Genomic DNA, 14,405 nt, shown 5'->3' with positions numbered 1-14,405 from the left:
CTCCCCTCAGAGTTGGTTCTCACCGCGTGCGGGTTCCGGTCCCTGAGATGTCGGTCCCGTCGCGGTGGATCCGTAGTGGTAGTAGGCGTCGCCGCGGTCACCGTGGGCGGTCCTCGCGTCCACGTAGTTGAGCACCACGCCAAGGATGCGAGCGCGGACGGACGCGAGCATCTGCACCGCACGCTGAGCGGCATCTCGACTCGACCGACCGTGGCGAAGGACCAGTATGACGCCCTCTACGTGGCGCGCGATGACCAGTGTGTCGCTGACCCCGAGAATGGGAGGTGTATCGATCACGATGTGGACGAACCGCTCATGTAGTGCCGTCAAGGCCTGCGCGAACCGATGTGAGGACAGCAACTCAGAGGGATTGGCGGGCACCGCGCCCGCTGGGATCACGTAGAGTCCGGGAATATGCGCGGGCTTGATGACTCCCGAGAGCTCGATACCGCCGGTGAGGAAACCCGACAGTCCGGGCGACTGGGGCACCTCCAAGATCTCGTGCATGTTGGGATGGCGCATGTCGGCATCGATCAAGAGGACGTCACCAGTACCGAGCTGGGCGAGGCTGATCGCGCAGTTCGTCGAGACCGAGGTCTTGCCCTCCTGCTGCCGGAGCGACGTCACCAGCATCGTCCTCGGCGGATGGTCCACCACGGAGTACATGACGCTGGTGCGGACGCCCCGGAACGCCTCGGCGAGCGGCGAGCCCGTCGCCTCGTAGGTCACGAGAGCAAACGATCCGGCGTCGCCGTCGCGCTTGACGCCACGGCTCAGGCTGCGGACCGGCCGGACCGGCCGGGCCGGGACCAGGCCGAGTGTCGGCACGTGCAGCATCGCCTCGACCTGGCGGGGATCTCGGATGCTCGTGTCGAGGTACTCGAAGAAAAAGGCGAGCGCGACTCCCCCCAACAGCCCGGTCAAAGGGCCGATCACCAGCTTCAGCACGAGTCCCGATCTCGAGAGAACGAACGGCACCTCCGCACGGTCCACGATCGAGATGTTCGACGTCGGAAGCGTGGCCGCGATCTGCGTCTCTTTGAGGCGGGAGAACAGTGCGACGTAGAGTTCCCGGTTTGTGTCCGCCTCCCTCCGGAGGAGGTTGTACTTTGCCATCTCCCGGTCGACCTTCCGTGCGAGGCTCCGTTGCTCCGCGACCACCTTCTCCAGCTCCGTCTCGTTCTGAGCCGCCACGCGATAGTCCGTCCGGATCGCTTCGACCACCCGCCGGATCTCCTCGCGGAGCTGCTGTCGAACCTCGGCGATGTTCTCGGCGAGGCGCTGCATCCGGGGATACTCCGGCTTGAAGGCCTGACCAAGCTCCCGGTACCTCCGCTCGATCGCGGCCGCTTCTTCTTTGAGGTGAGAGATCAAGGGATTCTGGAGGACCGCGGGGGCCGCCTCCGCTTCGCCACGGACGGCCTGGGCGAGTACGCTCTCTCTCGCGATCCGCTCCGCTCTCGCCTTCAGCAGGGCGTCCGAGAGCGTCACGAGCTGCTCATCGACTAGGGGCTGCCGCTCACCGATCCGAGGATCCGCCGCTACGAACTGGATGTCGTTCTGCTGGACGAACTGGCTGAGGCGAGCCTCGGCGGCCTCCAGCCTTCGTTGGGCGTCCTCCACCTGCGTCGAGAGAAAGCGCGTCGCGTAGCGAGTGGTTTGCGCCTTTTCGTCCAGGTGCCGGGCCATGAATTCATCGATCAAGGTATTTGTGACGAGCGCCGCGAGCTGAGGCTGGCGGCTGCGAAAGGACACCCTGATGAGGCGCGAGTTCCGAACCACATCGACCTGGAGGCGTTCAGCGAAGGCAGTGGTCAACTCACCTGGCCGATGGCCGAGCTTCTGGAACTCGGGGCCTCGGGCGAGGTCCAGGAGCCCGATGACCCGATTTGCGAGCGTTCGACTCTGGAGCATCTTGAGGTAGGTCTGGAGCTGCGTCTGCGGAGATTCGCTCTGCGTATCGTCGCGAACGACTTGGTCGAACTTGACGACCCGCGGCTCCTCCCTCTCGATTCGCAAGACGGCCGTGGCCGTGAACACCGGTGGCGCGGTAACGATCCAGATGCTCGTCGCGAGTACTGCGCCCAGGCAGACCGTGACAACCGTCCACGGGTGCTGGGCGATGACCTTCCAGTAGTCCCAGAGGTGGGCCTCGGCCCACGTCGGGCGGGGGTAATGCGCGGACCGCTCGAGCACGGGTAGTGGGCGCGATGCGCCGAGCACGTCTGGAACCTCCAGCGACGGAGAGCCGGAGGGGCCGGTCATGGTGCCGGGTCTGGTCGGAGGACCACGTGTCCTTCCCCGCACACGGCCAGCGCGAGCGCCTTGTCGTCGATCATCTCGCGCTCACGCTCCCTTCAGAGTCGGAGTCAGGCAGGAACTGCTCTTGGACCGCCTGCTGTCGACTGCGCCGGCTTCTCATGGATGCGCCTCGAGTGCTCCGCTCCGATCTCGTCGCACATCCTCTAGCCGCGGCGAGTCGATCGTCAATTAGACGAAGGTCTAGCGAGCGGCAATCGCATCGTGAATGTGCCCGACTCAAGATGTACGACCAGATTCACCTGACAGGTCGTACTACTCGAGTCGTAGCGTGGTCCGCCCATCAAGTAGACGTTCGTCTAATTGACGTATGAACGACCGGCCATGAAGATCCGATTCACTCAGGGCACGGCCCGAGATCGACCCTTCGCCTCGCGAGGACCTGTGAGCAGGCTACGTTTCCTGGTGACCGCTGGAATCGCGTTGGTGTTGACTGGTTGCGCGGCCTCGCCTCATGCCGGCGCTGCCGGGCAGCCACCGGTACTGCCCCAGCTGCCATCCGCCATCTTGGGCCCGGACGGCGGTGACCGGGGGCCGGGTCCGGCGGGTGGGCGTTCCCTGGCGACTTCCGCCGGACGCTCGCCCGCGGACGTGGCGCACTCGGAAACAGACGGCGACTTGCCGATCGGCGCCGGTGACCTGATCGAGGTCTCCGTCTTCGAGGTCGAGGAGCTTTCCAAGATCCGTCTGCGAGTTCCATTGCGCGGTTGGGTTTCCCTTCCCCTCCTCGGCCAAATCGAGGCCGCGGGACGCACGACGGCCCAGCTCGAGGACGACATTCGTGATCGACTCGAGCGCCGGTTCATGCACGACCCGCAAGTCTCCGTGTTCATCCACGAGCACAATAGCCAGCGCGTGTCTGTCATCGGGGCCGTGCGACGGGGAGGGGTCTTCACCCTCAACCGGCAGCTCCGCCTGGCCGATGCACTCGCCCTGGCCGAGGGCGTCACCGAGGACGCCGACCCCATCATCTATGTCATTCGCCGGCTACCGGCCGGCACCGTGGCCAAGACGGCCGGCACCGTCACCGCCTCGGCCGACAGGGCGCCCCCGGCAGGGGAGGCGGCGGAAGAGGTCACAACTCCGATCGACCTATCGGCGCTCGCCGACGGCCGTGAGGACTTGAACATCCCGCTCCGATCCGGCGACGTCGTTCATGTGCCTCGCGCGGGCTCCTTCTACGTGGGAGGCTCCGTCGAGCACCCGGGCTCTTTCCTGTTGCGAGGGAAGACGACGGTTCAGCAGGCCATCCTTGCCGCGGGCGGCCTCAAGGACGTCGCCGACTGGAGTGACGTGCGGCTATATCGCAAGACGGCCTCCGGTCAGATGGGCGTGTCCAAGTACGATCTCCAAGCGTTCGAAGGCGGCCAGCAGTCGCCGGAGCTGCAACGCAACGACGTAATTGTGGTCGGCAAGCACCTCGGCAAGGCCTTCTTGTACGGATTCCTCGATTTCTTCAAGGGCGCACTCGGCGTTGCGAAGGGGATATGAACGTTCTGCCAACCTCACCGCGCGCTGGCGGAGAACACCGGCCAGGTGTGGCGGTCGAACGGGTATCTCGTCCCTACGCGGAACAATCTTCAAGTGACGACGGCGGGACGAACCAATAGGAAATTGTTTGCCCATTTAACCGCCGTGTTTTCCATTCCCGATTCGACTGGCGCAAATCGACGAAGGGAACGGTGTCAGCCGTGGCCGCCGGATGAGGCTTCCGCTTGACAAGGCTAGGGACCGTAGTCGAATGGACCTGAATTCTTCTGCAGGGGATCGCGGTTTGATCCATCGGCAACCGCAACGATCGGGCAGGCAACCGACTACGTCGCCGCCTCCGGCGTGCGCGAGTCCGTGCGGGTCCTCCACGATACGTGTCGGACTCTTCAGCGACAGCGCGCTGTTTCGCTCCGGACTCCGGAGCATCCTGCTCAAAGAGCGCGCCCTCGTCGTACTGGTGGAGGCAGCGGCGTCCTCCGTGCGAGAGCTCGTCCGCACCAGTTCGCCTGATATCCTCATCGTGGATGCGCAGAGCGACGGGGCTCTGGTGGTCTGCGGCGAGTTGCGTCGCGCCGGCCCACGGCCCCGGGTGATCCTGGCCGGCGCCGACGGCAGCGAAGCATGGGCGGTGCGGGCACTCAAGGCCGGAGCGCGCGGCATCCTGGCCAAGAGCGCGAGCGTCGAGAATCTCCTCAAAGCGGTCCGGGTCGTCCACCAGGGCGAGATTTGGGCGAGCAACCGCGTGATCGCGCTCAGCGTCGAGGAGTTGGCGACCCATTCGGTCAACGCCGAGCCGATCGAAGCGTCTCTGAAGGGTCGCCTTAGCTGTCGCGAGCACGAAATCGTCCAGCTCGTCGCGACCGGATTGAGCAATCTCGAGGTGGGATACCATCTCAACATCACCGAGCCGACTGTCAAGGCCCATCTCACGCACATCTTCCAGAAGCTCGCTTTGCGTGACCGAGGTCAGCTCGCTGCCTTCTATCATCGGAACGGCTCACCCGAGCGATCGCGATCCTGATCGCGCTGCCGGCGGTTACGCCGGTCAAAGGCAGCTTCTGGATTCTCGGAGGTATGACATCAGCCGCGGTCGAGCGCCTCTGCGAGCGACGGCGGCAGCAGCTCCAGGAGGCGCGCGGGGCCGAGCGGCATGCGCGTCACGCGCCCGCCCCGGGGCCCGACCGCATCCTCGATCGCCGAGGCGAGGACGGCGGGAACCGGGAGCGCCCCCGATTCGCCGACGCCTTTGAGGCCCAGGGGGTTTAGAGGTGAGAGCGTCTCGAGGTGGTCGATGACCATCGTCGGCACGTCGGTGGCGGTGGGCAGCAGGTAGTCCATGTAGGTGCCGGCCAGGAGCTGACCGCTCTCGTCGTAGCGGATCTCCTCGAGCAGCGCGCTGCCGATGCCGAGGGCCACCGCGCCCTGCAGCTGCCCCTCGACCACGAGCGGATTGATGAGCCGTCCGGAGTCGTGGCCGATCCAGAAGCCGAGGATCCGCACGCACGCGGAGAGCGGATCCAGCTCGACCAGGGCCACCTGGGCGCCGAACGAATAGGTGATGTCGGTGGGCTGGAAGACGCGCGTGCTCTCGAGCCCGGGCTCCACGCCGAGCGCGGCCGTCGCGGCACCGGCCAGGCGCGACAGATCGGCGAAGCTCACGCGGCGCTCGGGCCGCCGGCGGTCGGCGAAGGCCGCGCCCGCCTGCTCGAGGTCGGCCTCGGCGCATCCGAGGGCGCGTGCCGCGAGGAGGCGAGCCTTCGCGCTCACCTCGCGCGCCGCGAGCGCGACCGCGTTGCCGCCGACGACGGCGGCGCGGCTCGCGAACGAGCCGACGCCGTGCTCGACCCCCGCGGTGTCGCCGGTGACGACGGTCACGTCGGCCGGCGTGACGCCGAGCTCGTCGGCCGCCACCTGGGCCAGCGTGGTCTCGAGCCCCTGGCCCTGCGTGCTCACGCCACTGAACGCGGTGATGCGCCCCGCCGGATCGACCCGCACGCGCGCGCTCTCGAACGGGCCGACGCCGGTCAGCTCCACGTAGGCGGCGACGCCCACGCCGACCAGCCGGCCCCGGGCGCGCGCGGCGGCGGCCTCGGCGCCGAGCGCCTCGTAGCGGGCGCTCTCGAGCGCGCGGCGCACCACCGATGGCGGGTCGCCGCTGTCCAGGATCACGTGGCCGCTGCCGCGGTAGTTGGGCAGGCCCGTGTCCCACGGCATGTCCTCGGCGCGCACCAGGTTCGCCAGCCGCACCTCCGCGCGGTCGCGCCCGGTCTCGCGCGCCACCAGGTCCAGCACGCGCTCGATCACGAAGACCGCCTGCGGCTGTCCGGCGCCGCGATAGGGCGTGACCGGCACGCGGTGGGTGTAGCGGCTGTCGAAGCTCGACTCGACGGCGGGGATCCGGTACGGCCCGGTCAGCATGGAGGCGGTGAGCAGCGGCACCACGAGGCCGCGCGGCGTGTACGCCCCCGTGTCGTGCACGAAGTGATCGCGCAGGGCCACGAGGCGGCCCGCGTCGTCGAAGCCGATCGTCACCTCGTGCCGCTGCTCGCGCTCCTGCGTGGCGGCCAGCATGTGCTCGAGGCGGTCCTCGAGCCAGCGCACCGGCCGGGCCAGCCTTCGCGCGAGGAAGGGGATCAGCACGTCCTCGGGATAGACGATGAGCTTGGCGCCGAAGCCGCCGCCCACGTCGGGCGCGATCACGCGCACCTGGTGCGGCGCCAGGTCGAGCAGCTCGCCGACGAACTGGCGGATCTGGTGCGGCACCTGGGATGACGCCCATACCGTGAGCTGCTCGAGCGCGGGGTTCCAGTCCGCCACGAGCCCGCGCGTCTCCATCGGCTGGCCCCCGCCGCGCCCGATGCGCAGCTCGAGCGACGCCACCCGCGGCGCCGCCCGCAGCGCGGCCTCGACATCGCCGCGCGTCAAGGTCACGCGCCCGGCCAGATTGTCGGCGATGTCGTCGTGCACCGCGGGCGCCCCCGCCTCGAGCGTCTGGGCGGACGCAAGCGGCTCGTACTCGACCTCCACCAGCTCGCGCGCGTCCTCCGCCGCGTAGCGGTTCTCCGCCACGATCGCGGCCACCGGCTCCCCCACGAACCGCACGCGGTCTCCAGCGAGCGCCGCGAAGTTCCGCCCCCGCAGGTCCGCATGCGGGGGCACGATCGGCAACCCTCGCCCCGCCGCCCCCAGATCCGCAAAGGTCACGACGTCCACCACGCCCGGATGCGCCCGGGCGCGGTCGGCATCCACGCGCACGATGCGTGCGTGAGCATGCGGGCTCCGCAGGAGCACCGCGTGGAGCATGCGGGGCAGCGCGATATCCCCCACGTAGCGCCCGCGCCCGGTCAGCAGCCGCGGGTCCTCCTTCCGCAAATACCGATCTCCGACGAACTTCACGCGCGCTCTCCCTCTCCCCTCCGGGGAGAGGGCGGGGTGAGGGGCCCGCCCGCCACCTCCAACACCGCCTGCACAATGTGCTGATACCCCGTACACCGACACAGATTCCCCGACAGCGCCTCCCGAATCTCAGCTTCCGACGGCGCAGGATGAACCCGCAGATACGCGACCAGCGTCATCAAGATCCCCGGCGTACAGAACCCACACTGCAGCGCGTGGCGGCTCCGGAACGCCTCCTGCAGCGGGTGCAACCCGCCATCCCCGTCAACGAGCCCCTCGACAGTCTCCACGCGCGATCCATCCGCCTGCACCGCGAACATGAGGCAAGCCCGCGCAGGCTCCCCATCCACCAGCACGGTGCACGCCCCGCACGCCCCGTGCTCGCACCCGAGATGCGTCCCCGTGAGCCCCCACTCCTCACGCAGCACATCCGCCAGCAGCATCCGCGGGATCACGCGCGCCCGGCGCGCGACGCCGTTCACCGTCACCGCGATGTCGTGCGCGACGGCCCCGCGTGTCGTCACGCCGCCTCCGCCCGCGCGACCGCCTGCCCGAGCGCCCGCGCCGCCAGCCCCGCCGCGACGTGACGCCGGTATCTCGCGCTGGCATGCAGATCGTCCCGCGCCTCGATCTCGCCGGCTTCCGCGCGCCCCACCTCGGCGAGCCGCGCCGCCCCGGGTCGCTCGCCGACCAGCGCCGCCGCCGCGCGCGCCAGATGCGGGCGATCCCCCGCGCCGAACATCACGAGCCGCGCCTGCCGGCAGACGCCGCCGGCATCCAGTGCGACCACCGCGCACGCCCCGACGAGCGCGAAGTCCCCGTGCCGCCGCGCCACCTCGGCGAAGCCGTGCCCGGTGCGCCGCGCGGCGGACCCGGGCGGCGCAGCGGGCCCGGGCGAGGCGGAGGGCCCGGGCAGCTCGATCTCCACCAGCAGCTCATCGGGCTCGAGCGCAGTGGTCAGGAGCCCCCGGAAGAAGTCGCCGGCGCGGCACGCCCGCGCGCCCCGGGCGCTCTGCAGGTGAAAGACCGCGTCCAGCGCGATCATGCAGGCCGGCAGCTCGGCGGCAGGATCGGCGTGGACCAGGCTGCCCCGACGGTGCCGCGGGTCCGCGTCCCGAGGTGCCCGATCAGCGGCGCGGCTTCTGCGAGGAGCAGAGCCGCGCGGGCCACGCGCCCGTCGCGCTCGAGCGCGTGCTGGCGCACCAGCGCGCCGAGGCGCAGCCCGCCCGCGTCCTCCCGCAGCGCGCCGAGCGTGGCGACGCGGTTGAGATCCACCACGACCGCGGGCCGCACCAGGCGCATGTTCATCATCGGCACCAGGCTCTGGCCGCCGGCCAGGACCTTGGCCTCGTCCCCGTGGCGCGCGAGGAGATCGAGGGCCTCGTCCACCGTCCGCGGCGCGACGTAGTCGAACGGAGCGGGCCGCACGCGTCCTGCGCTAGACCTTGCCGAGCTTCGGGTGGTCGAACATCGGCAGGCTCACGCCCCACGGGGCCATCCGCGCGCGGATCTTCCGGATGAACTGCGGGACGATGCGCATCTCGTCCTCGGGGGTGGTGCCGCCGAGGCCGGCCTCGCAGGCCACGCGGTCGGCGTCGATCTCGAGCGGCGTGGCGGTGCCGCCCTCGATGGCCAGCCAGAGGTTGCGGTAGCCGTTGAACTCGACGTTCTGGATCATCTGAGTCACCGCGCGCTCGATGTTCTTGACGGTATCCGGGGTGAAGTGGGGCGCCCACGCGTCGAGACACTGCCACCCGAACGCGATGTGCCGCACCTCGTCGCGCAGGATCAGCTCCATCAGCCGGCGCACCGCCGGGTTCGTGGCCTTGTGCACGGTGGCCTTGAAAGCGTCGATCAGGATCTCCTCCGCCGCGCAGACCAGGCTCGCGAAGATGCCTTCCAGCGACGTGTCCGGGTCGAAGGCCATTCGCCGCACGCCGTGGGTGCCCACCGCGGTCACGGTCGGCGGATTCTGCGGCTGGGGGAAGTAGCCGCCAAGCCGCTCGGCCATGAGCCACGACGCCTCGGCGTGCCGACCCTCCTCCTGCGTGCGCATGGTGAAGAAGAAGCGCAGGTCCGGCAGCCGGTTCTCGAGGCAGAAGCGCAGCAGCAGGGCCGGGCTCTCCGAGATGGCGCCGTACTCGCCCCAGGTCCGGCGGCTCCAGTGCAGCCGCGCGGCCATGATCTGCGCCTCGGGATAGCGCTCCGGGTGCAGCTCCTCCCAGGGGATGTCCGTCTCGGGATCCCACTCGAGCGTCTTGGCCCGCTGCCACAGCTCCCAGACGTCGGGCATGGCGGAGGCGAGCTCGAGCGGATAGCGGGTCTCGGTGAGATAGCTGCTCATGACGGGATCCTCCTGGTCGCGGGGCCTGGACGGCGCGTCATGCGCGTCCGAGCTCCGGATGATCGACGTGGGGCAGCGTGACGTTCCAGCCGGCGAGCCGCTCCCGCACCTGGGCGAGCGTGGCGCGGACCACCGCCTGCTCCTGCGCGACGGTGGAGGCGCCGAGGCCGTGCTGGGCGGTGAGGGCCTCGGCGGCGAGCAGCGGCCCGCGGGCCTCCGCGGGCAGCAGCCACGTGTTCCGGTAGCCAGCCAGGATCACGCGCTCGAGCATATCGCGAACCGTCGCGCCCACGGCGGCGCGTCCCGCCGGGTCGAGGCCGGGCAGCCGGTCGCCCAGCAGCGTCCACGCGAACAGCACGTGGCGCTGCTTGTCGCCGGCGATCAGCCGCAAGATCTGCCGCGCGGTCTCGTCGCGGGTGTGCTGGAGGTGGCCCAGGCACAGGTCGAGATCGAGCTGGTCGTCCAGAGCGCCGAGCGCGGCCACCACCGACTCCACCGACACGTCCGGATCGAGCGCCATCTGGGCGAACGGCTGGTTGCTCGCCCGCGCGACCGCCGGGGCGGGCGTCGACTCGTAGCCGCCCAGGCGTCGCGCGAAGAGGAAGCACGCCTCGAGCTGCTTGGCCTCCTCGGCGGGACGGAAGGACAGGAACAGCTTGGCGTCCATCCCGGCCGCGCCGGACTCGAGGCAGAAGCGGATCAGCAGCGCGGTGTTCTCGCCCAGCCCCGGGTACGTGCCCCAGGCGCGGCGGCTCCACACCAGCCGCGCGGCCTCGCGCACGGCCGGCGGGTACGCCGCCGGATCGAAGCGGCTCCACGCGATGTCGGTCTCGGGATTCCAGCGCAGCCGCTTGGCCTGGCGGTACAGCTCGCGCAGCGTCGGGTTCTCGGACGCGAAGCGCAGCGGGAAGCGTCGCTCCAGGAAGCGCTTCTCCTGCGCCTGGAACCCGCGGAGCAGCTGGTCGCTCGTCTCTGACATGCCGTCGATGCCCTTTCCAGGCTCGCCACTCCGCCTTGCTAACGCCGGTCCGGCCCGCTCGTTGACAACTCTCGGTACGGTCCGATACTAATCGAGGACAAGGGAGGCCATGACATGCCGCTCTACCTCGACGTGCACTACAAGATCGACGGGCTGACCACGGAGGGTCTCGCGGACGCTCATCGCAAGGACCTGGAGTGCCAGCACAAGCACGGCGTCAACTACTTGAAGTACTGGTTCGACGAGGGCACCGGCAAGGTCTTCTGCCTGGTCCAGGCTCCCAGCAAGGCGGCCGCGGAGGCCGTTCACCGGGAGGCGCACGGTGCCATCGCCGACGAGATCATCGAGGTGAAGGAAGGGAGCTAGCGAGCGCCGCCGCCAGCGGCTGCATGCCGAGCGTCTGCGCGAGCGCGAGCCCTTCCACGTAGTACGCGCTCGCCTGCTCGAGATCCGGCGCGGGACCGCTCGCCGCGATCTGGCCCAGCAGCCGCAGGGCGTAAGCCTCGTGGCCGCGCTCGCCCAGCCGGCGAGCCAGCTCCAGCGCGCGGGTTCCGATGCGCCGCCCGGCACTTGCATCGCCAGCCAGCGCGTAGGTCTCGCCGAGCCACACGAGCCGGCGCGGGTGGTTGGCCACCCACTGCATGTTCTCGGCCCGCTCGACGGCATCCTCCAGCAGCCGGAGTCCCTCCTCCATCCGCCCGGTCAGCGCGTAGGCCCGGCCGAGCGGGGCGGCGATGAGCGGGAACAGGAACGGGATGTCAAACAGTCGGACGGTCACGAGCCCTCGCTCCAGCGGTCCGATCGCGCTCTCGTGATTCCCTTCATGATTGCGTAGCATGCCCGTTCCCGCGTGAGCGATGACGAGGCTGTAGGCGTGATCTTCCCCCTCGGCGATGGCCGTCGCCTCCTCGCTGAGCGCAGCCGCCTCGCTCGCGTTCCCGCATTCGGCGGCGCAGAATGCCAGCCAGACCCGGGCCAGCACCGCCGGTAGGCCGGCCATCTCGAACCGCTGGCGCTTGAGGTCGCCTTCGAGCAGCGTCACGGTGCGGGTGAGCGCCTCCGTCGCCTTCGGATAGTCGCCGAGTGAGTGGTAGATCTGCCCGAGGCGGTAGTTGGAGAGGATCGTCCACCCGAAGTTCGCGAAGCTGGCGGCGAACCCACGCTCGCGGAGGGCCAGCATCAGGGCGCGCTCGTACTCTCCACGGAACCACCGGTGACCGGCACTCTCCGCACCGCCCATGAAGGCGTCGATGCTCGGCTGGGACTCGGACGAGCCCATCTCCCGGAGATAGTGCAGCGCCTTCTCCCACATCTCGCCCCGGAAGGCGTGGTGGGCGAGGCGGTCGCCATGCTCGCTCAGCCGATCCGCGTAGAGGCGCTCGATCGCGGCGACGATCTGGCCGTGGAGCGCGCGGCGCCGGTCGTGCAGCAGGCTCCCGTAGGCTACCTCGTGGGTGAGCGCGTGCTTGAAGGTGTATTCGAGATCGGGGAAGAGCTTTGCCTCGTACATGAACTCGGCCGCCTGCAGACGGGCGAGGCCGCTCCGCAGGTCGTCCTCGGCCTGCTCGGCGGTCTCGAGGAGCAGGCTCCACGGCAGGTCCTTGCCGATGACCGATGCGACCTGGAGGAGGCGCTTGTCGTCGGCGGGCAGCCGGTCGATGCGCGCGGCCAGGATTGCCTGGACGGTCGCCGGGATCTGGATCGCGCCGGGATCCTTGCCGAGCCGGTACGCGCCACGCTCCCCGACGAGCACCTCCAGCTCGACGAGGGCGCGCACGCTCTCCTCGAGAAAGAGCGGGTTGCCCTCCGTCCGCTCGATGAGCAGGCGCCGGATCGGGTGCAGCGCCGGCTGGTCGCCCAGCAGCGTGTCCAGAAGGGCACGGGCGCTGTCGGGCGGCAGGGCGTCGATCCGGAGCTGCCGGTAGTAGCTCTTGTTGCCCCAGGGCTGCTGGTATTCGGGCCGGTAGTTCACCGCGAGCAGAATCGACGTGGTCGGCAGGCTCTCGACGAGCGAGTCGAGCAGTGCCTGGGTCTCGGCGTCGATCCAGTGGAGATCCTCGAAGACCAGGAGCAGGGGCTGGGTGCGGCTCTCCCGGAGCAGCACGCGCTTGACTGCCTCGAGCGTCCGCGTGCGGCGCACCGCCGCGTCGAGCCCCATGAACTCGTGATCCTTCGGGAGCGCGTCGAGCACCCAGAGGAGCGGCGGCACGTTGTCCTTCAACCCCTCGTCCAGGGTGAGGACGTTGCCGGTCACCTTGGCTCGCACTGCACGCATGTCGTCCTGCTCCGCGATCTTGAAGTAGCCCTTCAGCAGGTCGATCATCGGCAGGTACGGCGTCGCCTTGCCGTAGGACACCGAGCTCGACTCGAGCACCAGCCAGCCCTCGGTCCGGTGCGAGTGGATGAACTCGAAGAACAGGCGCGACTTGCCGACCCCGGGCTCGCCCACCACCGCCACGATCTGCCCCCGGCCGCTGCCGGCCTGCTCGAGCGCCCGGCGGAGCTGATCGACCTCCGCGTCGCGTCCGACGAAACGCGTGAGCCCGCGCGCCAGCGAGGCCTGCAGGCGCGTGCGGACGGGGCCGGCGCCCACGACCTCGTAGACCGGCACCGGCTCGGCCAGGCCTCTGATCGGCGTGGGCCCGAGTGCCTTCACCTGGACGAACCCCTCGGCTCCCCGGAGCGTGGCCTCGGTGATGAGGGTGGTGCCGGGCCGGGCAAGCTGCTCCATCCGCGCGGCCAGGTGCGTCGTCTGGCCCACCGCGGTGTAGTCCATGTGCAGGTCGCTGCCGATCGACCGCACCACGACGTCGCCGGAGTTGAGTCCGACCCGGATCTGCACGTCGGCCCCGTGTCGCTTGCGGACGGCCTCGGCGTAGCGCGCGACCGCGTTCTGCATCCGCAGCGCGGCGTAGCAGGCCCGCGTCGCGTGGTCCTCGTGCGCCAGCGGCGCCCCGAACAGCGCCATGATGCCGTCGCCCATCACCTGGTTGACGGTCCCCTCGTAGCGGTGGACGGCCTCCATCATCAGCTCGAGGACCGGGTCGATGATCTTCCGCGCTTCTTCCGGATCGCGGTCGGCCAGCAGCTCCATCGAGCCCTTGAGGTCCGCGAAGAGCACCGTGACCTGCTTGCGCTCGCCCTCGAGCGCGCTCTTCGAGGTGAGGATCTTCTCCGCCAGGTGCCGGGGGATGTATGCCTCGGGCGCGGCCGATCCCTTCGCAGCCGTGACCGTGTCGACGGCCTGGCCGCAGTGCAGACAGAAGCGGGCGGTGCCGGGCAGCTCGGCGCCGCAGGCCGCGCAGGCCAGCGCCAGGCGGCTGCCGCACCCGAGGCAGAAGCGGGCGTGGGCCGGATTGTCCTGCTGGCAGCGCGGGCACGTCATGCCGAGGATCGTAGCACTGGACGGGGCGGCGGCCTGCCCCGGACGGACGCCGAGCCGCTGAACGGCCTTGCCGGATCCGCGGTATGTTCGCGAAGGAAGGTGAAGTGCTCGAGCTCCGAGCTCACCGTGCGCCCCGATCACTCGACCGTTGTCACAACGATGGCAAATCTACGTCGGGCGGCCGAGACCCGGTGAGGGGCTCGGCACCTGCCACCGAATCATCGGGAGCCGGGAAGGGAGATACTTGTGATCGCCCGCAATCGCGGGCTACGATGCCACCGCCAGGGCGTCGACTCATGTGTAACCATGTCACACATGAAGCAGATCTCGATCCGGGAGCTGCATCTCGATCAGCCGGTACGCGGCACGTCCGTGGAGGACGTCGTGAGCGACAATCGCGACCGGTGAGCACCCCGGCCGCGGAACCGAGCCCGGGCCGGTCTACTTCGACTCCGCGCGATCGCGAAGTTCTACCCCAGCGAGTCCGGCCG

The 14,405-nt window shown here is 69.6% G+C and carries 10 protein-coding genes and 1 pseudogene; 3 read left to right on the top strand and 8 right to left on the bottom strand.

The window, feature by feature from the left end:
• Positions 1–6: 6 nt before the first annotated feature.
• The gene (locus VKN16_10045; protein ID HME94543.1) at positions 7–2,265 is read right to left on the bottom strand and encodes a polysaccharide biosynthesis tyrosine autokinase; all 2,259 of its coding nucleotides are present in this window, start codon (positions 2,263–2,265) and stop codon (positions 7–9) included.
• 672 nt (positions 2,266–2,937) lie between these two features.
• Between VKN16_10045 and VKN16_10040 the strand changes: the two genes are divergently transcribed.
• Both VKN16_10040 and VKN16_10035 read left to right on the top strand, forming a co-directional pair.
• Positions 2,938–3,810: an SLBB domain-containing protein gene (locus VKN16_10040; protein ID HME94542.1), complete on the top strand. Its 873-nt coding sequence runs from the start codon at positions 2,938–2,940 to the stop codon at positions 3,808–3,810.
• Between the two features lie 211 nt (positions 3,811–4,021).
• Entirely contained in the window at positions 4,022–4,831 is an 810-nt protein-coding gene (locus VKN16_10035) for a response regulator transcription factor (protein HME94541.1), read from the top strand.
• 59 nt (positions 4,832–4,890) lie between these two features.
• Here the strand turns inward: VKN16_10035 and VKN16_10030 are convergent, their stop codons facing one another.
• The 6 genes and pseudogenes from VKN16_10030 to VKN16_10005 all read right to left on the bottom strand — a co-directional run bounded on the left by VKN16_10030 (position 4,891) and on the right by VKN16_10005 (position 10,529).
• On the bottom strand, positions 4,891–7,206 hold the full coding sequence (locus tag VKN16_10030; GenBank protein ID HME94540.1) for a xanthine dehydrogenase family protein molybdopterin-binding subunit: 2,316 nt from the start codon (positions 7,204–7,206) through the stop codon (positions 4,891–4,893).
• Complete coding sequence (locus VKN16_10025) at positions 7,203–7,730, bottom strand: (2Fe-2S)-binding protein (GenBank protein ID HME94539.1); 528 nt, start codon at positions 7,728–7,730, stop codon at positions 7,203–7,205. Before VKN16_10025 ends, VKN16_10030 begins: the two co-directional genes overlap by 4 nt.
• Positions 7,727–7,996, bottom strand: coding sequence for a hypothetical protein (locus tag VKN16_10020; GenBank protein ID HME94538.1), 270 nt, complete (start codon positions 7,994–7,996; stop codon positions 7,727–7,729). Before VKN16_10020 ends, VKN16_10025 begins: the two co-directional genes overlap by 4 nt.
• Before the next feature lie 180 nt (positions 7,997–8,176).
• A pseudogene (locus VKN16_10015) lies at positions 8,177–8,595 on the bottom strand (FAD binding domain-containing protein).
• A 49-nt stretch (positions 8,596–8,644) separates the two neighbouring features.
• Positions 8,645–9,550, bottom strand: coding sequence for a ferritin-like domain-containing protein (locus tag VKN16_10010; protein HME94537.1), 906 nt, complete (start codon positions 9,548–9,550; stop codon positions 8,645–8,647).
• 37 nt (positions 9,551–9,587) lie between these two features.
• Positions 9,588–10,529 (bottom strand): hypothetical protein, encoded by a 942-nt coding sequence (locus tag VKN16_10005; protein HME94536.1) that lies wholly within the window; start codon positions 10,527–10,529, stop codon positions 9,588–9,590.
• 114 nt (positions 10,530–10,643) lie between these two features.
• On the opposite strand from VKN16_10005, the gene VKN16_10000 reads away from it, so the two are divergent.
• Positions 10,644–10,895 carry a DUF4242 domain-containing protein gene (locus VKN16_10000; GenBank protein ID HME94535.1) on the top strand — a complete coding sequence of 84 codons (252 nt, stop codon included), beginning with the start codon at positions 10,644–10,646 and terminating at the stop codon, positions 10,893–10,895.
• Here the strand turns inward: VKN16_10000 and VKN16_09995 are convergent.
• Complete coding sequence (locus VKN16_09995; protein HME94534.1) at positions 10,870–13,914, bottom strand: AAA family ATPase; 3,045 nt, start codon at positions 13,912–13,914, stop codon at positions 10,870–10,872. The genes VKN16_10000 and VKN16_09995 overlap by 26 nt on opposite strands.
• Positions 13,915–14,405: the final 491 nt, after the last annotated feature.

Source organism: Candidatus Methylomirabilota bacterium (genome assembly GCA_035315345.1).
Lineage (GTDB): Bacteria > Methylomirabilota > Methylomirabilia > Rokubacteriales > CSP1-6 > CAMLFJ01.
The sequence above is the reverse complement of the archived record's forward strand: the minus strand, read 5'-3'. Positions and strand labels throughout refer to the sequence as shown.